We start from the raw sequence: 24,611 nt of genomic DNA, 5'->3' as shown, positions 1-24,611 counted from the left end.
CCCGCCAGGCACATCAGTCAGTCGTTTTCTCAACACCAAACATACCTTTTTCGCCATTGATATCCCACTCTTTTGTGTGTCCGCCCATGGTGCCAATCAGGATATTATCAGCCAGAACCTCTTTCTTGATTTCCTCTGTATGGTTCTTTAAAATTTCTGCAAGTTTATCATTTCCGTCCTGGAAGACGTTGATATGGTTCATTACCTCAAAACCGGCTTCCTTACGCATCGTCTGAATCTTACTGATGATCTCACGGACAAAGCCCTCTTCGATGAGTTCCGGTGTCAGATTAGTATCCAGAACAACGGTAACGAAATTGTCACCCTCAGATACAAAGCCCGGTACCTGTGCCATGTCAATCAGAAGATCTTCTTTTGCCAGCTCTACCTTTGTACCGTCCTGCGTCTCAAAGCTTAAAAGGTCGGTTTCATTTAAGGTATCCATCGCCTGATTTCCGTCCAGACCTGCAAGAATCTCTTTGATCTCGTTTACATACTTGCCATACTTGCGTCCAACGGTACGAAGCTGCGGCTTGAAGCTGTAGGAGGTAAATGCGCGGACATCATCCGTGAACTCTACCTTCTTCACATTCAGCTCATCCTGGATGATTTCCTGATAGAACTCCGGCAGAGCGGTCTCTGCCTTCACGAACATACGTCCGATCGGCTGACGGTTCTTGATGTTAGCAGTATTTCTTGCTGCACGACCCAGAACGACAACCTTCAGGACTTCTTCCATTTTCGCTTCCAGATCCTTGTCGATGTGCGCCTCATTTGCAACCGGGAAGTCGCACAGATGGATGCTCTCCGGTGCCTCTTTATCCAGACTGCGAACCAGATTCTGGTAAATGTCTTCGGTCATGAACGGAATCATCGGAGCCGCTACCTTCGCTACAGTTACCAGTGCGGTGTAGAGTGTCATGTACGCATTGATCTTATCCTGCTCCATGCCCTTCGCCCAGAAACGCTCACGGCTTCTTCTGACATACCAGTTACTCATATCATCGACGAAATCCTGGAGCGCTCTTGCAGCCTCCGGAATGCGGTAGTTGCCCAGATCGTCGTCCACCTCTTTGATGAGGCTGTTTAACTTAGACAGCAGCCATTTGTCCATAACCGGAAGTTTATCGTATTCCAGCGTATATTTGGTTGCGTCAAAATTATCAATATTCGCATAGAGTACAAAGAATGCATAGGTATTCCAGAGAGTACCCATGAAACGTCTCTGTCCCTCGATAACGGCTTTTCCGTGGAAACGGTTCGGCAGCCACGGTGCACTGTTAATGTAGAAATACCAGCGGATCGCATCAGCGCCGTAAGTCTGCAGTGCATCGAACGGGTCAACCGCGTTGCCCTTGGACTTACTCATCTTCTGTCCGTTCTCATCCTGGACATGCCCCAGAACGATAACATTCTTGTACGGCGCCTTGTTAAAGATCAGGGTCGAGATAGCTAACAGGGAGTAGAACCATCCACGCGTCTGATCAACCGCCTCGGAGATGAAATCTGCCGGGAACTGCTGCTCAAACAGTTCTTTATTTTCAAATGGATAATGATGCTGTGCAAATGGCATGGAACCGGAATCAAACCAGCAGTCGATAACCTCCGGTACACGGTGCATCTGTTTGCCGCACTTCGGGCAGGTGATCGTCACATCATCGATGAATGGGCGGTGAAGCTCAACCTCTCCATTTGCCTCCTGATCCATCTCTTTTGCATATTTTTTCACAACCTCCGTGTAGTTCGGGCTCATAGATTTTAATTCTGCCTGGCTTCCGATCGCGTGCTGGCAGCCGCACTCGCACTCCCAGATATTTAATGGAGTTCCCCAGTAACGGTTACGGCTCACGCCCCAGTCCTGGACATTCTCCAGCCAGTCGCCGAAACGCCCTTTACCGATGCTCTCCGGAATCCAGTTGATCGTGTTGTTGTTGCGGATCAGGTCATCCTTGACTGCGGTCATCTTGATGAACCAGGATTCACGTGCATAGTAGATAAGTGGTGTATCGCAGCGCCAGCAGTGCGGGTAGCTATGCTCAAATACCGGTGCAGAGAACAGAAGTCCGCTTTCTCTTAATGCTTTCAGAACCTCCGGATCGGCTTTCTTGCAGAACATACCAGCCCACGGAGTCTCCTTCGTCATCTCGCCCTTGCCGTCTACCAACTGTACGAACGGAAGGTCATATTTTCTGCCGACCTTAGAGTCATCCTCACCAAATGCCGGCGCAATGTGTACGACACCGGTACCATCGGTCAGTGTTACATAATTATCGCAGACAATGTAGAATGCTTTCTTATGCTGTTTTTCACAGGTTGCTACGGCATAGTCAAATAATGGCTCATACTCTTTATATTCCAGATCTTTTCCGACAAAGGTTTCCAGGACATCGTAAGTGCCCTCGCCCAGAACGGTATCACACAGCGCCTGCGCCATATAATAAACCGTGCCATCCTCTTTCATTTTTACCTTTACATATGTCTCGTCCGGATTTACACAGAGCGCCACGTTGGACGGAAGTGTCCACGGGGTGGTCGTCCATGCAAGAATGTATGCATCTTCGCCCTTTACCGGGAATTTAGCAATCGCAGAACGCTCTTTGACGTCCTTATATCCCTGTGCCACCTCATGGCTGGACAGCGGGGTGCCGCAGCGCGGGCAGTACGGTACGATCTTGAAGCCCTTATAAAGAAGTCCCTTGTTCCAGATTTCTTTTAATGCCCACCACTCAGACTCAATGAAGCTGTTGTGATAGGTAACATACGGATGCTCCATGTCTGCCCAGAAACCAACGGTGTTGGAGAATTTCTCCCACATTCCTTTGTATTTCCAGACACTCTCTTTACAGTGCTCGATGAACGGCTCCAGACCATACTGCTCAATCTGCTCCTTGCCGTCCAGTCCCAGCATCTTCTCTACTTCCAGCTCAACCGGAAGACCGTGGGTATCCCATCCAGCCTTTCTCGGAACCATGTAGCCTTTCATCGCGCGGTATCTCGGAATCATATCCTTGATAACACGGGTCAGCACGTGTCCGATGTGCGGCTTGCCGTTTGCGGTAGGCGGTCCGTCATAGAATGTATAGGTCGGTCCCTGCTTACGGCTGTCGATACTCTTCTTAAAAATCTGCTCATCTTCCCAGAACTTCTCAATGTTCTTTTCACGTTCCACGAAATTCATGTTTGCCGGAACTTTGTTGTACATGATAAATTCCTCCTAAAAATATGAAATAAAAATGGACCCATCCTGTAACAGGACAAGGGCCCACTTGCTTTTAACCACCTATTACTGCATACCTTTATATGCGCTCCCTATAACGGAGGAAACCGTCGGTACTTACTGAATTTTCCTTCCGGGCGCTGTCAGAAACGGCGCTCAGACTTCCAAAAATGGTTCAGTCCGAAGCTCCGGAGTGATCTTCGCATCCGCTTTACTCACAGCAGGCTCTCACCGTCCCTGCCTCGCTCCCGCTTTCCGTGCGGCGCTACTGTCTCCATCATTGCTTTTCCTATCATAATTAGTAATCAAATCACTAACATGGACATTGTATCTTTTTTCCAGATGGTTGTCAAGGAATGTTTCGGATATGATTCACATGTTATAAAATTATCATTATTTTGCCATTCCCCTGATTTTATGGTATAGTATATAAAATATGTCTGTATTTACTTTAAAAAACAGACACAGACATTCATTGCAAATATAAACAATGAAGTATACTATATATAAAAAGAAGGGCGTGCCCGCAGCCGTCTTTCGCAACAAAGGAGAATATTATGGAGCCAAGAAACCTTACCCTATTGACCGACCTGTATGAACTGACGATGATGCAGGGCTATTTCCGGGAGAAAGATGCCAACGAAACCGTCATTTTTGATGCGTTCTACCGCACAAACCCGGATGGAAATGCGTTTTCCATCTGCGCCGGCTTAGAGCAGGTCATTGACTATGTGAAAAATCTTCACTTCGATGATGCCGACATCGAATACTTACGCGGACTCGGCATTTTTGATGAAGATTTCCTCGAATATCTTCACAATTTCAAATTTTCGGGTGACATTTACGCAATCCCAGAAGGCACCGTTGTCTTCCCGCGCGAGCCTCTCGTCAAGGTCATCGCGCCAATCATGGAAGCACAGCTGGTTGAGACTGCCATCTTAAATATCATCAACCACCAGAGCCTGATCGCGACCAAAACATCCCGTATCGTCTTCGCCGCACGCGGGGACGGAATTATGGAGTTTGGGCTTCGCCGCGCGCAGGGTGCTGACGCCGGTACCTATGGCGCCCGCGCTGCCATGATCGCCGGCTGTATCGGCACTTCCAATGTACTGGCCGGAAAACTATTTGACGTTCCGGTCAAGGGAACCCACGCACACAGCTGGATCATGAGTTTCCCGGATGAGCTGACTGCGTTCCGCGCTTATGCAAAGCTCTATCCGAGTGCCTGCATCCTGTTAGCCGATACCTATGATACCCTGGGTTCCGGTGTTCCGAACGCGATCCGCGTCTTCCAGGAGATGCGCGACGCTGGTATCCCGCTGACTTTCTACGGCATCCGCCTCGACAGCGGCGACCTTGCATATATTTCCAAGAAAGCCCGCAAGATGCTGGATGACGCCGGATTCCCGGATGCAGTCATCTCCGCCTCCAACGATCTGGATGAATATCTGATCGACAGCCTGAAGATTCAGGGCGCTGCCATCACGTCCTGGGGTGTCGGCACAAACCTCATCACCTCCAAGGACTGCCCTTCCTTCGGCGGCGTTTATAAGCTGGCTGCCATCATGGACCGTCACACAGGCAAATTTATCCCGAAGATCAAGCTTTCGGAAAATACAGAAAAGGTTACCAATCCGGGCAACAAGACCATCCAGCGAATCTATGACAAGGAGACTGGCAAGATTATCGCAGATCTGATCTGTCTCGTGGATGAAGAGTTCGATGAGAAGAATTCCCTTCTGCTCTTCGATCCGATCGAGACATGGAAAAAGACACACCTCGCGCCGGGCACCTACACCATGCGCGAACTTCTCGTTCCAATCTTCAAAAACGGCGAATGCGTTTACGAGTCTCCAAAGGTTATGGACATCCGCGAATACTGCAAGAAAGAACAGGAGACGCTGTGGGATGAGTCCCGCCGTCTGGTAAACCCGCATGAGATTCATGTGGATCTCTCCAACGAGCTGTGGCATATGAAGGCACAGCTGTTAGACAGCTATCATTATACAAGCAACTAGTAGATAAAATACGAGTAAATACCATGTTCAGGCAAGTTTATTTCTGCCGGACATGGTATTTTTTTCTTTAACGCTTCCATAAAATTTGCAAAATAAAAACGAATGTGTCTCCAAGGAAATTCCTATTACACAAAAACTGCCGCCAAATACATCCGGCTGCCAGCCCTCTTCTTTGAAAAGTCCAGCCCGCCATTGTATTCCAGCGACAGTTTTTATATGAATCGTATCTTTATTTTTTTAAAATCTATATCAAATATGATATCAATTACTCATCCCAGTTATGGTAAGTAGCCTGTACGTCATCATCCTCATCCAGAAGATCCAGGATTCTCTGCATCTTTTTGATGGATTCCTCATCGGTAAGCTCTACCCAGTTCTGCGGAATCATGGTAACGTCTGCTTCCATCATCGGAACGCCAGCCTTCTCCAGCGCCTCGCGGACTGCAGAGAAATCTTCCGGTGCGGTGATCACTTCGTAGCTGTCCTCCTCCTCGGAGAAATCCTCAGCTCCTGCATCCAGTGCAAGCATCATCAGCTCATCCGGATCCATCTCGCACTCTTCTTTGTCGATGATGATCTGACCTTTTTTATCAAACATGAAGGACACGCTGCCCGGAGTACCTACGTTTCCGCCGCCCTTGGTAAATGCGCTGCGGACATTCGCTGCGGTACGGTTCTTGTTGTCGGTCAGGGTATCTACGATGATAGCGACGCCATTCGGACCATATCCCTCGTATGTAAGATTCTCGTAATTGACAGAGTTTGCATCTCCGGCTGCTTTCTTGATACCACGATCGATGGTATCGTTCGGCATATTGTTCGCTTTTGCTTTTGCAATCACATCGCGCAGACGGCTGTTGTTTGCCGGATCCGAACCACCTTCCTTAACAGCTACGGCAATCTCTCGACCGATAACGGTAAAGATTTTTCCCTTTGCTGCGTCGTTTCTCTCTTTTTTGTGCTTAATATTGGCGAACTTTGAATGTCCTGACATAAAATAACACTCCTCTTTCTATCTTCTTTGTTGTATCTTTTCGCTCATCAGCTTTTATATCACGCCGATTTCGGCACTAAAAAGCTGCATCTTAACTATTTTAACACCATTCTGTATGCTTGACAAGGGGTTCGCGGCTGATTTTATGTATCCAGTTCCAGACTGACCTTCAGCGCACGGTCCACCTCCTGTAAAAGCGCCCCGTCGATATGACAGATTTTCTCTTTCAGCCGCTGCTTATCGATCGTGCGGAGTTGTTCCAGTAAAATGACCGAATCCCTCACCATCGCACAGCGGCGCGTGTTTAATTCCACATGCGTCGGCAGCTTGGCTTTGTTCATCTTTGATGTGATCGCCGCGCAGATCACGGTCGGGCTGTGCTTGTTGCCGATATCATTCTGGATGACCAGCACCGGGCGGACGCCGCCCTGCTCTGAGCCGATGACCGGTCTTAAATCTGCGTAATAAATATCTCCTCGTCTGATAATCACTCGATTCACACTCCGTCCAAACTATTTTAAGATATAAATAACTGCTTTGTACTTTCACAGCTCCACAGTCCGTTTATACCGTTAGTATGGACAGATTTACACCGCCTATACGCGGGTCGTCCCATAAATGCATCCGGCAGTCCAGGTTCCCGGCTTTGCCGAAGCTATCTACTTTATCTTATGAATCCTTTTTCTAAATGGTTCAAACACCGGCTTTACTCCATAAAATCCTCATACCGATCATCATTATAATCCTTTTTCCCGACGATCTTTCCACCTCTCACGTACACGCGCGGCACACGTTTTCCAAGCACGCATGGGATCTCATAGTGGAAACCGCCACTCCATTCCGCCAGCTCTTCCATCGTGATCTCGTCGTCTCCGTCGCGTCCGACCAGCGTTACCCGCGTGTCCTCAGCAGCCTCCGGGATATCGGTCACATCGATCATGCACTGATCCATGCAGACGCGTCCCAGAATCGGTGCGCGGTGTCCATGAATCAGGACATAACCCTTTCCAGAGAGATTTCTCGGATAGCCATCGCCGTATCCGGCGCCAATCGTCGCAATCCGCATCGGACGGTCCGTCACAAAGGTTCCGCCGTAGCTGATCGGCGTGCCCGGCTCCACTTCCTTAACATAGGTAATAAAGCTGCGGATCTCCATCGCCGGGTAAATCTTCATGTTCCGCTCTACCTCATCCGACGGATACAGACCATATACCGTGATACCGGCTCTCGCCGCATCCAGTCCCATCCGCGGCAGTTCCATGATCGCCGCGCTGTTCGCACAGTGGCACATCGGAATATGAACGCCTGCAGCTTCCAGACCTTCATGGAATTTCTGGTACCGCTCATACTGTAAATGGGTAAATGCCTTATCCGCCTCGTCAGCACGCGCAAAATGTGTAAACATTCCCTCGATCTCAATGCCCGGAAGCTTTGCAATCCGCTCTATCTCTTTCAGGCTATTTTCATCCGGGTGAAATCCGATTCGTCCCATGCCGGTATCGAGCGCAATATGCATTTTCGCCGTCTTTCCCATCGAAACCGCAAGTTTTGAGAGCAGCTCTGCCTTATCTTCCTCAAAGATCGCTGGACGGATATCGTCCTCAATCAATTCCGCAAAATGCCGCGGGTGCGTGCTGCCAAGCACCAGAATCGGTTTGTCAATGCCGTGGCGGCGCAGGTTCTGTCCTTCCTCCAAGGTTGCCACCGCATAGCCCCAGACAAACGGCGCGATCGTCTTCGCCACCGGGACAGCCCCGTGACCGTAACCATCCGTCTTAACCACGCCGATCATCTTCGTTTTTGCCGGAAGATTTTCGCGCATCGCCTCCATATTTTTCACAATCGCATCCAGGTCAATCCGCGCATAAATCCGGGTATATGGTTCTTCTGCCATTGTATATGCTTTTTCCATCTTTTTGTCTTCCTTTTTATTTTCAATCTATCTTTTCAAGCAGACAGTCCGCGATATCTCTTGCCAGCACGGAATGCTCTCCCTTTTTACAGGCAGCTGCCGCCCCGGCTCTTCCGTGCAGGAACACACCGAGCGCCGCCGCTTCATCCTCTGAAAATCCCAGCGCCAGAAGCCCGGCAATCACACCGGTCAGCACATCGCCGGAACCGCCCTTTGCCATCGCGGCGCAGCCGCTGTCGCCGATATACACATTGCCATCGCGCCCCGCCGTCACCGTCACGGCATCCTTGAGCACGCAGGTCACGCCTTTTTCTTCGCCATACCGCACCGCTGACTCGACCAGATCCCGTTTCAGTTCCTCAATCGAACGTCCCGTCAGACGCGCCATCTCTCCCAGATGCGGAGTAACGATCACATTTTCCGTAAAATACCCGGACAAATGCGGATGCTGTGCGACAGCATTTAATCCATCCGCATCCACAATGATCGGCACATAGGCGGAAAGCAGCACGTTCTGCACCAGACTTGCGACATGGGCTTCCTTTCCCAGTCCCGGTCCCAGCACGATCGCGCTCGCCCAGCCGCACTCCTGTTCCACCAGGCTCTTAAAACCTGCCGGATCTGTCTGTGCCTGTTCCGGATCATACGGCGTCAGGATCGCCTCCGGAAGGAGATTTTGCAGAATCGGCACATTTGCCCGAACGGTCAGGATCTTCACAAGTCCCGCGCCCATCCGGTACGCGGCCAGGGCGCTCAAATACGCTGCGCCGCACATCCCCTCCGAACCGGCTGCGATCAGGATTTTTCCATACGTTCCCTTGTTGGCGTCTGCCCGCCGTTTCGGGATCTGGTTCTGATCCTCCGGATCATAGGCAAAATAGGTATGCCCTTCATATTTTGTATACGCCGGAAACCCGATGTCGGCAATCACAATCTCGCCGCACAGCTTCCGTCCCGGATAGAACACCATTCCCAGCTTCTCATAGCCGAAAGTAACGGTCAGATCCGCCTCAGCTGCCTCGCCAAGCGCCGCCCCTGTCTCTGAGCTGACGCCGGACGGAATATCAACCGCAACTACCGCCTTTGGCTCCTGCTCACGCATAAAACGGATCGCCTCGGCAAATTCACCGCCGACCTCTCTGGAAAGACCCACACCAAAGATCGCATCCACCATGATCTCCACATGCCCCGGCACATAATTTTCAAACGCCTCCACCGGGATCCCCAGATTCCGGTCAATCGCCACCTGACAGGTCATCTCCCCCGTCCAGTGCGCCTTGTCACCGACCGTGAGCACCGTCGGAAGCGCGCCGCGCAGAAAGAGAATCCTAGCCAGCGCCGCGCCGTCCGCACCGTTATTGCCCGTTCCGCAAAATACCAGAAGCCTCTGCCCTGAAAGCTTTCCATACCGTTTTTCCATCTCGTCTGCAACCGCCAGCGCCGCTCGCTCCATCAGTACCAGAGAGGGTATCCCCACTTTCCGGATTGCATATCCATCTATCTCTTTCATCTGTTTTCCTGTCACCAGACGTCTCATTTCCATTCCCCCTCTCCGACTGCGTAAGCGGATGCAAGACTGCCTGTATTCGTGATCGACACGTGAATCCGGGTGATTTTCAGGCTGTCCGCAAGTTTCTTTGCTCCCCCGTGAAGCCGCACCCACGGTTTTCCAAGCTCGTCCCGGAGCACTTCTATATCCAGCAGTCCAAAGCCCCGAAAGCCTGTTCCAAACACCTTCGAGACTGCCTCTTTTACCGCAAAATCGCCGGCGAGCCGGGACACCTTCCCCCCAGCCTGCCGACGCTCTTCTTCTGTATATACACGCACCAAAAAAGCCTCTTTTTCACAGGCTTTTTTGATTCGCTCTATCTCTATCAGATCCGTACCAATTCCGACGATCATTTTGTTTCTCCGGCACCAGCTGCCTCTTCCTGCTTTCTCTGCGCTTCTTCTCTCGCTTTCTGATCCTGCATGCTGCATACGCGGTAAGAAAGGCGCATCAGGCTCTCCGACAGATGGACATTTTCCACCACAACGTCATCTGGAACCTGTAAATCTGTATGGGCAAAATTCCAGATCGCCTTGATTCCGGCTTTGACAAGCCGATCCGCAATCTCCGGCGCTTTCGACTTCGGAATCGTCAGTGCTGCGATCTGCACTTCATTGTCCTTGATAAACTGCTCCAGATCCTCAATACCGCGGATCTCCACTCCACGGACTACCAGACCGACCAGACGCGGATTCACATCAAACATGCCTTTGATTAAAAAACCACGCCGCTCAAAATTCGTATAATTCGCGATCGCCTGACCCAGATTTCCCGCACCGATAATAATTAGGTTATGCTGACGGTCAATTCCCAGAATCCGGGCAATCTCCGAATATAAATACTTTACATTATAACCATATCCCTGCTGACCAAATCCGCCGAAATTATTCAGATCCTGACGAATCTGGGACGCTGTCACCTTCATGCGGATACTCAAATCATTCGATGAGATTCTCTCTACTCCCTCCTCGAGCAATTCGCCCAAGTAACGATAGTATCTGGGTAGCCTAGAAATGACCGCTTTAGATATCTCTTTCTGTTCCACGGCTTTCTTCCACCTTTCTTTCCTCTAACGTTGTCCATATGGTTTACGCAAACCTTCGGACAATCTGATAAATTTATTATAGTCATATGATAAATAATTGTCAATTTTTTTATTTCATATGAGGGATTTTACATTGTATTTCGTAAAATTTTCTGACCAGAAACAGCCATTAACCGTTCTCATTCTTGCATTGCTTCTTTATTTATATTATAATTTGAGATTGACGGTATATTTTTAACCGAAATACATGGATACAACCACAGGAGGAATCTATGATTTTATCTTGCAGCAATATTTCAAAAGCATTCGGTACAGAGGAAATCCTCAAACACGTATCGTTTCATGTAGAAGATCACGAAAAAGCCGCCATCGTCGGCATCAACGGAGCCGGTAAATCGACTCTTTTAAAAATAATTGTCGGAGAACTCGCAGCAGACGAGGGCTCCGTGACCATCGCCAAGGGCAAAACCCTCGGTTACCTGGCACAGCACCAGGATCTGCATAGCCAGACCACCATTTATGACTCTCTTCTGGAGGTCAAACGTCCGATTCTGGAAATGGAACAGCAGATCCGCACGCTGGAACTCCAGATGAAGCACGCCGAGGGCGAAAAGCTCGAAACGATGCTCAACACTTACAGCCGCTTAAACCATGAATTTGAACTTTTAAACGGCTACGCATGGCAGAGTGAAATTACCGGTGTCTTAAAGGGACTCGGCTTTGTCGAGGAAGAATTTTCCAAACCGGTTTCCGAACTTTCAGGCGGTCAGAAAACGCGCGTCTCCCTCGGTAAGCTCCTGCTCTCCAAACCGGACATCATCCTTTTGGACGAGCCGACCAACCACCTCGACATGGAATCCATCGCGTGGCTGGAAACCTATCTGATGAACTACGCCGGGACGGTCATCATCGTCGCCCACGACCGCTATTTTCTGGACCGCGTCGTGACCAAGATCGTCGAGCTGGACGGCGGCATCGCCACCTCTTTCCAGGGCAATTACACCGCCTACAGCGAGAAAAAAGCGATCATCCGCGCCGGTGTGCTCAAGGCTTACTTAAACCAGCAGCAGGAGATCCGCCATCAGGAGGAGGTTATCACCAAACTCAAATCCTTTAACCGTGAGAAATCCATCAAGCGCGCCGAGAGCCGTGAAAAAATGCTTTCCAAGATGGATCTTCTGGAAAAACCAACCGAAATCAACGACGCGATGCACATTACGCTGGAACCGTGCGTCACCAGCGGAAATGACGTTCTCTCCGTCCGTGAGCTTGCCAAGAGTTTCGACGGCATGACACTCTTCACGGATCTGAACTTTGAGATAAAACGCGGCGAGCGCATCGCCATCATCGGCAACAACGGAACCGGCAAGACCACAATTCTCAAGATGATCAACGGTCTTCTGACCCCGGACAACGGCGAGATCCGGTTAGGTTCCAAGGTGCATATCGGTTACTACGATCAGGAACACCAGGTTCTGCACATGGACAAGACGCTCTTTGACGAGCTGCAGGACACCTACCCGGATATGAACAACACGCAGATCCGAAATGTGCTGGCGGCATTTCTCTTCACCGGCGACGATGTCTTTAAGCGCATCCGCGATCTGAGCGGCGGCGAACGCGGACGTGTTTCCCTGGCGAAGCTGATGCTCTCGGAGGCGAACTTCCTGATCCTCGATGAGCCGACCAACCATCTGGATATCGCCTCGAAGGAGATTCTGGAAAACGCGCTGGTTCATTATACCGGAACCGTTCTCTACGTCTCCCATGACCGATATTTCATCAACAAAACTGCGACCCGGATTCTCGATCTGACGATGGGAACACTGATTAATTATATTGGAAACTACGATTATTATCTGGAAAAGAAGGAGACGCAGGAGAAAGCCTATCTGGCCTCCGCCGCACAGGCAGCCAACCGCTCTGCAAAATCTCCCGGAGCCGGAAACACAGGGACTTCCAGCCATCCGACCGCTGCGGCAGGCGCAAATCCGACTGCTCTTTCTGGAAATGGCACTGGCACCTCTGCTGCTTCGTCCGCTTCTGCCGTGACCGCTGCAGTTCAGGCGGCAGCCAGCGCTTCCTCCGGCAAATTGGACTGGAAACAGCAGAAGGAAGAACAGACGCGGCTTCGTAAGAAACAGAATGAATTGAAACGCGTCGAGGAAGAAATCCACACCCTTGAAACCCGCGATCAGGAGATCGATGCGCTTCTCTGCGATGAGACTGTCTTTTCCGATGTTCCGCGTTTGATGGAACTGCATAAAGAGAAGGAAGAACTGAATGCAAAGTTAGAAGGATTGTATGAGAAGTGGGAGGAATTGGCGGAGTAGAGGTTACTGTTCACGCTTACGTGCCCAGTAACGGAATTTGCCGCGGCTTTGCATTTACATACGGCAAATTCCTGCTGCCACCACGTTTTCTTACGGCACTTCCGATGCCGGACCACTCTTAGCCTTTAAAGATTCATCCCCGGCCGGTCCGGCTCCATTTCCGGCAAATTCCGGATCAGAGTTCATCTCGACCCCTTCGGCTTCGTCTGGTTTTTGTCCTTCCTGCCAGAATCCTAACTTTACGACATATTTGTATAATTCCGGACTGTTTTTTCGAATGTCAGCTCGGACATCTTCGTCACAGCAGGCGGCGAAAAAGCTGCCGAACTGCATCTCCGGCTTATCGTCAAAGTAGGATGGAAGCGGCTGCACCAGTCCACTGCCAGCCAGATATCGCTCGAAATCCGTCAGGGCACGTGAGGTTTCTTCGTCGCTTAGTTCCGACGCAGCGAACTCGCCGAATGCCATCGCAAGTCCCTGCGGTTTAGAAAATTTGATTTTCTTGTAATGCACATCTGTATCATAATTGATAAAATAGATACCCTGCTCTGTTTTCGGCGCTGAGAAGTATGCCTTGTCTGTGTAGTACATCAGCTCCCAGCCTGATTCTGCAAATCGTTTGATCCACTCTCTTGGCACGCCTGCCAGTTCTTTCGTAATCTGTTCTTTTTCACTGTCCGACGGACGCCGTTTTCCCATCAAACGCACATCATGCGTCCGGTCGCGCAGTCCATTTGCATCGTAGTAGTTGAGTTCCACGTACTGATCCGCCGCCATCTGACCATTGTCAAAGAAATAATATTTATGCCCGTTTACCATCCGGTTTCCGCCGCTGAACATAACACATTTGGAATCAAACCAATACCAGGCATTTCCTGCCTGATACCAGCCGGTCGTCAGTGCTCCATCCTCGTTTGCATGATACCACTGATCCGTCTCTTCCTCATAAATCCAGCCAGTCATCATCGCGCCGCTCTCGGCGAAATAATAACGGTTTGTGCCGATTTTCCGGAGTCCCCGCTGCATATAACTGCTTTTTCCCAGATAATACCAGTGACCATTCGATTTCAGCCAGGACGCTTTCAAAAAACTGCCATCCGTCAGGCGGTACTGCCAGTCCTCGCCGTCTCCGACCCACTCGCCCTCATACAGATACATTTCTTTATTTTCCAAACCAGCCGCGCCACTTTCTGCCGCCGATGCCTCTGTCTCCGTTATATCATTGGCATTATTTTCGGTGCCGAACCTGTAAACTTGATTTTCTTCCTTGCCCTGCACCGGGGTGTCCGCAGATGCATCGTTACCTGCCGCCAGCGCTGTCCCACAAACAAACAGGGATACTAAAAAGGATGCTGCCCACATAAATTTTTTCTTCCAATTCATCGTGTGCCTCCCCTTTCTTGTTCATAATTAAGCAAAAAACTGTGAACAGTTGCCACATCTCTTCTTATTTTACCGCACCGCAAATGAAAAGTATAGAAAAAAATTCTTACATCCTTTATAATAATAAAATAAAAGACAGTTCATCAAAGACAGCAATATCCAATCTGCCTTTGAAACAATATAAAAATGATTACAAATTCCAATCACTCTTTTTTATAGAGTTATAAAATTAGAAAGGATACCATATATGAAATCAAAACGCATTTTGGCGCTGACGGGTGCTGTTATCCTAATCACCCTCTACGTCTCTTCCATCATCTTCGCCCTGATGGACAGTCCACTGGCAGAAAATCTGCTGCTGGCATCGCTGTTCTGCACGATCGTTATACCGGCGGTGCTCTATGGGTATGCGGTGGCACTGCGGTATTTTAAAAAGAAAAAATAACGTTCAAAAAGCAAACGACTGTCTATTTCTAACACAATACGCAGTCGTTCGCTTCTTTCATTCTTCTATACTGACTGCCTCCGCAGTCTCCTGTCATTTTTTCATCATCCCGCCACTGTAACCGCATTCTCCCGGACATTATTAATCGCTTTCATAAGCGCTGTTCTCGTTCTCACATCAAACAGCTTTAAAAAACTAATTGGCTTATCAAACGGAGGCTTCTGCAAAACAGCCACATTCTCCATATACCCATTCTGCTCCATATGATTAATAATCTTATGAACAAAATTGATCTGCCGTTGGTTCAATGACTGATCGTTAATAAACTCTGAAAATGCCACTGACCGGACGCTGTGGAGAAGTCTTGTCATCCCAGAAATACGTTTCAAATCCATTCGTCGTAAACATCATCGGTCTGCGGCCAAACTTCCGCTCTAAACAGTCCGCATACAGCATAACCTGTTTCCGACCAACATTCCTTGCTGGTGCGCTTCGCTTCCATCACCGCTGGCGCAAATAATGCACATTCTTTTGTATTCTTTAAAAATTCAAAGTTTGACATAAGATCCCCCCTATTTGGAAGTATTCTTCTTTTTCTTTGGCGCTGTCAGCTCATAGCTTAACGCAAGTAAATTTTTAATCGGCTCATCCAGCCCCGCATCCCCCAGCAAAACACTGATCCACTTCTCCTTGTTCATATGGTATGCCGGAAAATATCCTTTCTGCCCCCGCAAAGAACCTATCAGCATCGGATCACTCTTTAGATTTATAACATCTATGATATTATCATCCTCCAACCCCAGCTTACTCCCTGCAACACTCAAAATCACGCCATACCATTTATCATTATCCGCCCGACGCAGCACTGCGTTCGAATCCTTCCACGGATATTCCGCTTCCGTGCCATATTCCTGTTTTACCCATTGAAATAATTCTTCTCTTGTCATTTTGGTGAAACGCCTCGCTTTCGGTTTCAAGGTAGAATATATTTGTTATTTGTAATGTTTGTGTTTGTGTAAATGTGTTTTTATATTGCAGTATGATGTTCTGTTTCAGCGACAATTTATCCTTTTACAAAAGCCACCCCAAAAGCTCTCTCTCGAACACCGCCAACGCCCGCTTCACATACTCCCTCCGCGCCGTTTCATCCACAAGTGAAACCGCACACGGATTCATCTGCTTAAAATCCGGCACTTCTGCCTCTTCGCAGTGGCGTTTTCCGTTCGGATAACACCAGGCAAACCACCAGTCCTCCGGCAGAATTATTTCCTTTTTGAGATATCTGGATGCCTCCTGCTTAAGCTCGTCGGTTATATCATCTACCTGATAGCCTTTCGAAAAGCCATCCTTGGAGCTGGCTTCTTTATCAAACAGGCAGAATCCCGCAAACAAATTATGTTCTACCTCAATCCGAAACCAGAGTTCCAGACCCGCTTTTTGAAATTTTGCTTTTTTTACCACATAATTCAATCCAGGATAGGTGCTGTAACAATCATAAAATTTATCATGCTGTGAATCCTGATAGGAATAATATCCACTATCCTTTTCTAATTTCAAACCATATTTTTCTAGAATTGGCTGCATCTGCTGCTGAAATTCTTCAAACACCTGGCGAATCAGCCGCACCTTTGCCTTTTTCATTGATTTTTCAATCTCAATTCCGGCAAGAAATTTTTCCGGCGATTCATACAATGCCTCAATCACTTTATCTGCCACTTTCTTCTCTCTTTCATCCGCTATGCTATGTACCGCATCCAAATATTGCTCCATCACTGCCCGAAATGGCTCTTTTAAATTTTGCAATTCACCTTCCAGCCACCGATAGATATCTTCTGCCCATGAAATACACTGGATTTGCCCTAATGGTAATAAATTTCCTCCGCCTTTCTTCTTCCGGCTGTACTCAGATGGCGGAGTTCCAAAACGGGTTAGATATATCAATCGGGAATTTTGTGCCATCTCAAAGTAATCCGAACACTGTCCTTCCTGTTCCCCCGCATAGATTTTTACCTCGATCGGAATCTGATACTCCGCATTCCGTATGAAAATATCAATTCTTCTCTCTTTATCAATCGGGTACTCTTTGACTACCTCCGTATGCAATAGCAATGTATCGCTTACCGGATCCATTTTCAACACATCTCGGATAAACGATTTCAGAAACCGGATTCCGCAGCCATGCATTCCCTCCGGGTTCAGCAGATTGGTCAAAAAACGGCACATGATCACTTCACGGCTCTGTATCTCTAATACATCAAAAATGTTGTAAGCTGATAATTTCTTATGAAATGGTATGTTTTTACAGTTTGTATGAATTTTCGATAGTAAATCTCTATATGCTTCCATTTTTCATTCTCTGGCGATTCCCGTTTGTCTCACTTTTCATTTATAAAACGATTTCTTTTTATCTATCATACCATAAAAAACACGGTTCTCACAGACTCTATCCAAGGCATCCCTCCAACTTTCTTCACACCAAATCATACCTTATCCTGAATTATTCCCTCTTCAAAAAATCAATGACAATTACGAAAAAATCGTCCTTTCCTTGAATCCCAGAATGGACTCTTCCTATGATGGCATAAAATCTAAGAATTTAATTGACTGGCTGATTTCAGAATAAACTTGAAAAAGAATGTGCCTTTTTGTGTAATAGAGAATTCCAAGGAATTTCCTATTACACAAAAATAGCGGCGGTCTGCACTCATCATGCAGGACCGCCGCTGAAATTGATTCTATAAAGTTACTTTCTCATAATGATCTCATCACGTCCCGGACCATTGGATACCATGGTTACCGGTACGCCAAGCTCTGCCTCGATCGTCTCGATGTAGTTGCGGCACTCTGCCGGGAGATCTTCGTATTTCTTGATTCCGCGGATATCACATTTCCAGCCCGGAAGTGTCTTCAGAACCGGTTTTGCTTTCTCCAGCTTGTAGGTTACCGGGAAGTCTTTGACAACTTCGCCGTCGATCTCGTAGCCAACGCAGATCGGGATCTCGTCCAGATATCCCAGAACATCCAGAACGGTCAGAGCCACTTCGGTTGCACCCTGAATACGGCAGCCGTAACGGCTTGCTACTGCGTCGAACCAGCCCACACGTCTCGGACGTCCGGTGGTTGCGCCGAACTCGCCCTTATCACCACCGCGGCGGCGAAGTTCGTCTGCCTCATCACCAAAGATCTCGCTGACAAATGCGCCTGCGCCGACTGCACTGGAGTATGCCTTTACAACGGTTGTGATCTCTTTGATCTCGTACGGCGGAATGCCTGCGCCGATAGCGCCGTAAGCTGCCAGAGTCGAAGAAGAAGTAACCATCGGGTAAATACCGTGATCCGGGTCTTTCAGGGAACCTAACTGACCCTCAAGAAGGATGTTTTTGCCCTCTTTGATCACGTCATGCAGATATGCAGATACATCGCATACATACGGCTCTACCATCTTCTTGTATTCCATCAGCTCTGCCAGAACCTCATCCGGGTTCAGCAGCGGTTTGTGGTACAGATGCTCTAACAGGACATTCTTTGTCTCGCAGACACGCTGTACTTTATCTTTCAGAGCTGCCTCGTCCTCGAACAGTTCGCTGACCTGGAAACCAATCTTCGCGTATTTGTCAGAGTAGAACGGCGCGATACCGGACTTGGTGGAACCGAAGGACTTGCCGCCCAGACGCTCTTCCTCATACGTATCAAACAGAACATGATACGGCATCAGAATCTGTGCGCGATCCGATACCAGAATATGCGGCATCGGAACACCCTGAGATACCAGACTTTCCAGCTCTTTTACCAGGAATGGAATGTTTAATGCCACACCATTGCCAATGATGCTGGTTGTGTGTCCGTAAAATACACCGGACGGCAGAAGGTGAAGTGCGAAACGGCCATAATTGTTGATAATCGTATGACCTGCGTTGCTTCCTCCCTGAAAACGGATAATGATGTCGGATTCCTTAGCAAGCATATCGGTAATCTTACCCTTGCCTTCGTCTCCCCAGTTAGCTCCTACTATTGCTCGTACCATGAATTTTCCTCCCTCAGAAGAATATAAATACTTTTTGGCATGTTCGAAAAACGATCATGCCTTCTTACTGTATAATCATACACAACTTTTCTATATAAGTAAAATCAATATTATTTATAAACTACATAATTAACACTTATATCATTGATGCTCACACATATGCCAGGCAATGTGATTTGAAAAACCACTACTGTGCAGCTCCTATTTTTCTCATGTGGTTACCTTCGCCAGCTGATTAAAAAGCTTCGCAGCCGCTGGGGACATCCAGGCTTTCTCAGCTGCCACCAGACAAAACTCACGGGATGGCATCTCTTCGTCAAATTCCAACGCAAAAACATCCCCATTTCCAAGAGCCTCCGATGCAAAATCCGACATCAGACAGCCGATTCCCAGATTCCGCTTAACAAACTGGACAATCATCTCACTGGTGGCCAGTTCAAACTCCGGTTCCAGCCGAACCCCGCGCTTTGTCAGAAACTCATCCATAAAGCGGCGCGTACTGGTATTGCGCTCCAGGAAGATGCAGGGGCAGTTCAACAGCTCTTTATATGAAAGTTTTCTGCCCTTTAACTGGGCTGCGTATTTGGGTCCGGCTATAAACACATTGCGGATCTCCTGAACCGGAAGACTCTTTACCGCCTGCTTGGTTTCAAAAGGTGTGCTGACAATACCGAAATCAATGTGTCCCTGATAGAGTGCTTCAAGGGTCTCGGGCGTCGGACCGTTTGAAACCGTCACCTTGATATTCGGATACTGCTCATGAAATTGTTCCAGATATGGAAGCAGATAAAACTGGAGTGTCATATCGCTCGCGCCAATGCGGATCTCGCCCGTTTCCAGGTCCTTCATGCGCCGCAGCATCGTCTCCCCGTCCTGTATCGCATCAATTCCCCGTCTGACATACGACAGAAGCAATTCTCCCTCGCTCGTCAGCTTCACGCCGCGGGATGTCCGCAAAAAAAGGCGGCAGCCAAGCGCGGTCTCCAGTTGTCGGACCGCCTGGCTGACCGCCGGCTGGGAAATGCAGAGTGCCTCTGCGGCCGCCGTGATGCCGCCGCATTCGCACACGCTGCAGAATACCCGGTAATACTCCAGATTCACACTTCCATGTAAATCCTGTTTAGACATTAATCTCTGCTTTTACGCCCAGATCTTCTTTATTTGCATCCAGAATCGGCTGGATTACCTCTGCCAAGAACTCATCTACCTGCTCTTTTGCACGGCCGGTGTAGCGCTCCGGTTTCATCGCTGCTTTCAGATCATCTAAGGACAGATTGAACGCCGGATCCGCTGCAATCAGCTCGAGAAGGTTGTTATCCAGACCTTTCTCTTTCACATTCTTTCCAGCTTCCATCGACAGAGTACGGATCTTCTCATGCAGTTCCTGACGGTCACCGCCTGCCTTTACTGCATCCATCATGATATTCTCGGTTGCCATGAACGGAAGTTCTGCCATCATGTGTTTCTCGATAACCTTCGGATATACAACCAGACCGTCAACGACATTCAGGTACAGATCCAGAATACCATCAATTGCAAGGAAGCCTTCCGGAACACTCAGACGCTTGTTCGCAGAATCATCCAATGTACGCTCAAACCACTGGGTAGATGCAACCAGCATCGGGTTCATCACGTCTGCCATCACGTAGTTAGCCAGGGAAGCCATACGCTCGCTTCTCATAGGATTTCTCTTATATGCCATAGCAGAGGAACCGATCTGATTCTTCTCGAAAGGCTCTTCTACTTCTTTCAGATGCTGAAGAAGACGGATATCGTTGGAGAATTTATGGGCACTCTGTGCAATACCTGCAAGAACATTTAATACACGTGTATCCTGCTTACGGGAATAGGTCTGTCCGGATACCGGATAGCAGCCATCAAAGCCCATCTTCTCCGCGATCATCTGATCTACCTTGCGGCACTTTGCATGATCCCCATCAAAGAGCTCCAGGAAGCTTGCCTGTGTACCGGTTGTTCCCTTGGAGCCAAGGAGACGTAAGGATCCAAGCACATAATCCAGATCATCCAGATCCTGCTTGAGCTCCATCATCCACAGAGTTGCACGCTTGCCGACGGTGGTCGGCTGTGCCGGCTGGAAATGGGTAAATGCCAGGGTCGGCTGTGCTTTATATTTATCAGCAAATTTAGCCAGCTCATCCAGAACACTGATCAGTTTCTTACGTACCAGCTTCAGGGCTTCTGTCATAATGATGATATCGGTGTTGTCTCCTACGTAGCAGGAAGTTGCACCCAGATGGATGATTCCTTTTGCTGTCGGGCACTGTACGCCGTACGCATACACATGGGACATAACATCGTGGCGCACCAGTTTCTCACGCTCTTTAGCAACATCAAAATTGATTTCATCCTTATGTGCTTTCAATTCATCGATCTGCTCCTGCGTGATCGGAAGGCCAAGCTCCTTCTCCGTCTCTGCCAGCGCAATCCAGAGTCTTCTCCAGGTGCGGAATTTCTTGTCCGGGGAGAAAATATACTGCATCTCCTTGCTTGCATAGCGCTCGGAAAGAGGGCTTACATATCTGTCGTACATGGCTAATTTACCTCGCTTTCTTTTTTCAGGGTATGGAAAATAGTCTCTTTCGCAGCCATTTGAAGGCGTCACCGACACATTTTCTCAATATCCTACCTGCAAATTATAATACAGGCACTTTTCAAAATCAATCACTTTTCGCTGTTCCGGCTGCAGCTCTTTCATTCTTGGTTACTGTTCACGCACACATGCCCAGTAACGGCATTTGCCACAGTAACCGTTCTTGCTCTTCCATTCATCCTTCATGCCCGGCCAAACGTTTTTCCTGCCGCAAACAGTCACTCTCCTTCTGATTCCACCCGTTCGTGCACGATTTCCAGCTCTCCGGTCTTCAGATGCAGACGGATTTTCGTGGAAGTTCCCGTTTTTTCTGTTGCTCCGTATGTTTCCCCGGCATTTTCCCGTTCAACTGTTCTCTTCTCCTGCCGGTCTGCTGACGCTTCCTCCTCCCCATTCTCTGCTCTTTCCCCCTCCGGCAGCTCATACTCGATCACATCCATCTCTCGGATCGACCAGATCCGTTCCCGCATCTTCCATATACTCGCCAAGTACATGGATACAGCCAGTGCAAGTCCATACAGAAAATACCTCTGCCTCCGCTTCCTCCGCCAGCGGACGCGTTTCAGATAGCGGCGAATCTTCCGTTTTTGATATTTAAACAGCTTTCTGCTTTGCGGCATTGATTTTTGTGCATTTCTATGTTTCTCTGACATCTGCATTCCTCCCGCAGGTGCCTCTCCATTTTTACTATAACAAATAGAAAAAAATCTGTAAAGATGATGCGGCTCACAGGCAGGGCTTTTCCGAACTGAAAGTTGTGGTTTTTAGGCAGTTTATTTTTTCTCATGATACGCTTTTTCTGTATTCACACTCCAGATATGCTCCTTATCCGCACTTCCCTCCAGAAGGAGATCCACTGCACAAAATGCTGTCATCATCGAATGATCCATGTTATTGTAGCGATGCTGTCCATTCCGTCCGATACAGAACAGATTTTCGATTTTATTCAACCATGCAGTCAATTCACCCATCCGGTCATAGGTGCCAAAATAAGCTGGGTATGCTTTCTTTACTTTCTCGATATGAAAATCAAGAATTTCCAGAAAACCAAATCTATAATTTATCACATAAGCCGTCAAAAGCACCCCCAGAAAGCCAGCGCTGATCGCCCAGTCTCTCTTTTTTTCTTTCATGACAACACCCAACCTTCCAGCCATTCCAGCCACTGCTCGGCAAATTCCTGTTTTACCGGATATCCAGACAGCACCGGATAGAAAAGAAGGAACGCGCCGATCACTGCTGCAAGATACAGCAACGCTGCTTTCCTGGTTCGTTTCGGATCTCTTTCCCAGAAAAAATGCAGACAATTTCCCAGCATTAAAATCTGTATCATACTGCACGCAAAATACTGATAGATAAACACGGTTCTGTGGATAAATAACCACGGAAACAGCATAGAAGCATAGGAAATGCACAGATATCCCGCTATTTTATCCTGTCGAATCTGCCACAGGTATATAGTATAAAATAGCGCCGGAATTGCCGACCACCAGATTACCGGGTTTCCAAAAGTTGAAACCACACTGATTTTACCAGACTTAAGCGACGTGTATGCATCCAGAAGCGGTCGTTTAATCCAGGCCCACTCATACCATTCAGAGGCATATGGATGTTCAAACACCGTTTTCTCATGGTAATGAAGCATAAGCTGCTGATTTTCCCACATAGTCTGGAAAACATTTCCATTTCCTATACCATTTCCATAAGAAAGATAGGATGCAACGTAAATCACTGCCGGAATCAAAATGTATGCAGCGATACAGATGACAGACAGCCCCGCCAGGTAACTTATCGCCGCCTGTCCAGACATTCCCTTTCTGGTCCGTGCCGCAGCTGTCCCATATTCCTGGAACAAAAATGTAAAAAAGAGGACTGCAATCCCCGCGCAGACATATACCCCTGTCCACTTCGATGCCATCGCCGCTCCAGCTGCCATGCCATTTAAAATCATCAGACACACCGTTTTCCAGCTGCATCCCATTTTCAGGTCATCCAGCACCAGATACATCAGATAAAAGGTAAGCAGGATAAAAAATCCCACTATCACATCAATGGTTCCGATTCTTGACAATGTAAAGTGCATGAAATCAAAGACTATCAACAGTGCTGCAAATGAGGCAATCCATGTACTCCGGCTGATTTTCCGCATAAACGCATAGCTGACCGGCACCATCAGGATGCCAAACAGAGCGCATACACACCGCCATCCAAACGGCGTCATTCCAAATACGCGGATTCCCAGACTCATCCACCATTTTCCAAGCGGTGGGTGCGTTGTCTCATAAATTGTACGCCCTTCTGCTATCTCATTTGCCGTTCTGGCATGGTAAACCTCATCAAACATACTTTGGTATTCATAGGTCGTATCCGCCGGAAACAATTCTTGCTCATCAAATGCCTCTGGATAATCATCTGCATTGGATGGAAGGATCGGATTTCCATCCGGATCCAGAAGAACGATTTCCAGAACCTCTGCACTCTCATCCATCGACACGATCCCTAGTTCGTAAGTGCGGTAATGAATTTCCACTGGATTCCAGCAGTATACAGATAACAATTCTGTCTCTTCCCCGATGGCATCCCAACCATCTCCCTCGGCATTCGGAACCGAGCATACAAAATGTCTCTTCTCCTTTCCACCCAGATAAACCTGCGCTTCTGAGATAGTCACACTTCCATCAAACCGAAGCACCATCTCATTTCCGTGGCTATCATTTTTTTCAAATTCATACGCAGTCTGCGGCGCCTTCATGCTTCCAAGATTCACAAATGCCATCACAGCAAAGAGAACTGTCAATCCTGCTGCCATACACCAGTCACGGCCGGACCAGGGTGCGCCGGTCTTTTCCGACTCTGTGTTCTTTTCACAGGATTTTATTCCCAAGCTCTTCCCGGCATCTATTTTTTCACTCCCCGTCATTCGTTTTGATGCGCAGCGTGCCGCTTTTGCTTCATCCAGCTCGACTCTCGATTCAGGAATCTGACATTTTTCATGTAATATTCCAACATAAGAAGCAATTCCATATACACAGGTTCCCACACCCAGTACTGCAAAAAACATCAGCATCAGCGGATAA

Annotated in this window: 21 protein-coding genes; 3 read left to right on the top strand and 18 right to left on the bottom strand. The window is 48.3% G+C overall.

The features are described 5' to 3' along the window. Window positions 1-13: 13 nt before the first annotated feature. The gene (gene ileS, locus DXD12_RS14360) at window positions 14-3,202 is read right to left on the bottom strand and encodes an isoleucine--tRNA ligase (protein WP_118638576.1); all 3,189 of its coding nucleotides are present in this window, start codon (window positions 3,200-3,202) and stop codon (window positions 14-16) included. A gap of 572 nt (window positions 3,203-3,774) precedes the next feature. Between ileS and DXD12_RS14355 the strand changes: the two genes are divergently transcribed. Beyond that, window positions 3,775-5,238: a nicotinate phosphoribosyltransferase gene (locus DXD12_RS14355; RefSeq protein ID WP_106999701.1), complete on the top strand. Its 1,464-nt coding sequence runs from the start codon at window positions 3,775-3,777 to the stop codon at window positions 5,236-5,238. 265 nt (window positions 5,239-5,503) lie between these two features. On the opposite strand, the gene DXD12_RS14350 is transcribed toward DXD12_RS14355, so the two are convergent. The 6 genes from DXD12_RS14350 to DXD12_RS14325 form a co-directional block, all read right to left on the bottom strand. Beyond that, entirely contained in the window at window positions 5,504-6,232 is a 729-nt protein-coding gene (locus DXD12_RS14350) for a YebC/PmpR family DNA-binding transcriptional regulator (RefSeq protein WP_022360132.1), read from the bottom strand. A gap of 143 nt (window positions 6,233-6,375) precedes the next feature. After that, complete coding sequence (locus DXD12_RS14345; RefSeq protein ID WP_106999700.1) at window positions 6,376-6,723, bottom strand: type II toxin-antitoxin system PemK/MazF family toxin; 348 nt, start codon at window positions 6,721-6,723, stop codon at window positions 6,376-6,378. Window positions 6,724-6,938: 215 nt separating this feature from the next. Next, window positions 6,939-8,144, bottom strand: coding sequence for an alanine racemase (gene alr, locus DXD12_RS14340; protein ID WP_243017102.1), 1,206 nt, complete (start codon window positions 8,142-8,144; stop codon window positions 6,939-6,941). A gap of 22 nt (window positions 8,145-8,166) precedes the next feature. Then, window positions 8,167-9,687, bottom strand: coding sequence for an NAD(P)H-hydrate dehydratase (locus tag DXD12_RS14335; RefSeq protein ID WP_347560973.1), 1,521 nt, complete (start codon window positions 9,685-9,687; stop codon window positions 8,167-8,169). Further along, a complete protein-coding gene (gene acpS / locus DXD12_RS14330) occupies window positions 9,678-10,046 on the bottom strand; it encodes a holo-ACP synthase (RefSeq protein ID WP_117795193.1) in 369 nt (122 codons plus the stop codon). The genes DXD12_RS14335 and acpS overlap by 10 nt, the downstream gene beginning before the upstream one ends. Continuing rightward, complete coding sequence (locus DXD12_RS14325) at window positions 10,043-10,738, bottom strand: redox-sensing transcriptional repressor Rex (RefSeq protein ID WP_117795191.1); 696 nt, start codon at window positions 10,736-10,738, stop codon at window positions 10,043-10,045. Before DXD12_RS14325 ends, acpS begins: the two co-directional genes overlap by 4 nt. A 272-nt stretch (window positions 10,739-11,010) precedes the next feature. Between DXD12_RS14325 and DXD12_RS14320 the strand changes: the two genes are divergently transcribed. After that, window positions 11,011-13,071 carry an ABC-F family ATP-binding cassette domain-containing protein gene (locus DXD12_RS14320; protein ID WP_118638574.1) on the top strand — a complete coding sequence of 687 codons (2,061 nt, stop codon included), beginning with the start codon at window positions 11,011-11,013 and terminating at the stop codon, window positions 13,069-13,071. Between the two features lie 90 nt (window positions 13,072-13,161). Here the strand turns inward: DXD12_RS14320 and DXD12_RS14315 are convergent, their stop codons facing one another. Beyond that, the gene (locus DXD12_RS14315) at window positions 13,162-14,454 is read right to left on the bottom strand and encodes an N-acetylmuramoyl-L-alanine amidase family protein (protein ID WP_118638573.1); all 1,293 of its coding nucleotides are present in this window, start codon (window positions 14,452-14,454) and stop codon (window positions 13,162-13,164) included. Between the two features lie 247 nt (window positions 14,455-14,701). On the opposite strand from DXD12_RS14315, the gene DXD12_RS14310 reads away from it, so the two are divergent. Further along, window positions 14,702-14,899, top strand: a complete 198-nt coding sequence (locus DXD12_RS14310; protein ID WP_106999694.1) for a hypothetical protein — start codon at window positions 14,702-14,704, stop codon at window positions 14,897-14,899. A gap of 104 nt (window positions 14,900-15,003) precedes the next feature. Here DXD12_RS14310 and DXD12_RS14305 read toward each other — a convergent pair whose 3' ends face one another. The 10 genes from DXD12_RS14305 to DXD12_RS14260 all read right to left on the bottom strand — a co-directional run bounded on the left by DXD12_RS14305 (window position 15,004) and on the right by DXD12_RS14260 (window position 24,595). Then, window positions 15,004-15,294 carry a type I restriction-modification enzyme R subunit C-terminal domain-containing protein gene (locus DXD12_RS14305; RefSeq protein WP_118638572.1) on the bottom strand — a complete coding sequence of 97 codons (291 nt, stop codon included), beginning with the start codon at window positions 15,292-15,294 and terminating at the stop codon, window positions 15,004-15,006. Further along, window positions 15,285-15,461 carry a hypothetical protein gene (locus tag DXD12_RS15395; protein ID WP_182457098.1) on the bottom strand — a complete coding sequence of 59 codons (177 nt, stop codon included), beginning with the start codon at window positions 15,459-15,461 and terminating at the stop codon, window positions 15,285-15,287. Before DXD12_RS15395 ends, DXD12_RS14305 begins: the two co-directional genes overlap by 10 nt. Before the next feature lie 10 nt (window positions 15,462-15,471). Further along, complete coding sequence (locus DXD12_RS14300) at window positions 15,472-15,846, bottom strand: MmcQ/YjbR family DNA-binding protein (protein ID WP_107001522.1); 375 nt, start codon at window positions 15,844-15,846, stop codon at window positions 15,472-15,474. Between the two features lie 124 nt (window positions 15,847-15,970). Next, a complete protein-coding gene (locus DXD12_RS14295) occupies window positions 15,971-17,245 on the bottom strand; it encodes a PD-(D/E)XK nuclease family protein (protein WP_118638571.1) in 1,275 nt (424 codons plus the stop codon). Window positions 17,246-17,642: 397 nt separating this feature from the next. Continuing rightward, the gene (locus DXD12_RS14285; RefSeq protein WP_118638570.1) at window positions 17,643-18,923 is read right to left on the bottom strand and encodes an adenylosuccinate synthase; all 1,281 of its coding nucleotides are present in this window, start codon (window positions 18,921-18,923) and stop codon (window positions 17,643-17,645) included. Window positions 18,924-19,133: 210 nt separating this feature from the next. Continuing rightward, entirely contained in the window at window positions 19,134-20,051 is a 918-nt protein-coding gene (locus tag DXD12_RS14280) for a LysR family transcriptional regulator (protein WP_118467492.1), read from the bottom strand. Then, entirely contained in the window at window positions 20,044-21,474 is a 1,431-nt protein-coding gene (purB, locus tag DXD12_RS14275) for an adenylosuccinate lyase (RefSeq protein WP_107001528.1), read from the bottom strand. The genes DXD12_RS14280 and purB overlap by 8 nt, the downstream gene beginning before the upstream one ends. A gap of 278 nt (window positions 21,475-21,752) precedes the next feature. Continuing rightward, window positions 21,753-22,187, bottom strand: a complete 435-nt coding sequence (locus DXD12_RS14270) for a hypothetical protein (RefSeq protein WP_107001529.1) — start codon at window positions 22,185-22,187, stop codon at window positions 21,753-21,755. Between the two features lie 120 nt (window positions 22,188-22,307). Next, entirely contained in the window at window positions 22,308-22,691 is a 384-nt protein-coding gene (locus DXD12_RS14265; RefSeq protein ID WP_147354026.1) for a hypothetical protein, read from the bottom strand. Then, window positions 22,664-24,595 (bottom strand): phospholipid carrier-dependent glycosyltransferase, encoded by a 1,932-nt coding sequence (locus DXD12_RS14260; protein WP_182457097.1) that lies wholly within the window; start codon window positions 24,593-24,595, stop codon window positions 22,664-22,666. Before DXD12_RS14260 ends, DXD12_RS14265 begins: the two co-directional genes overlap by 28 nt. Window positions 24,596-24,611: the final 16 nt, after the last annotated feature.

This window comes from Clostridium sp. TF11-13AC (assembly GCF_003481065.1).
In the GTDB taxonomy this organism is placed as follows: Bacteria; Bacillota; Clostridia; order Lachnospirales; family Lachnospiraceae; genus Otoolea; species Otoolea fessa.
This window is presented reverse-complemented; position numbering and strand designations above follow the sequence as displayed.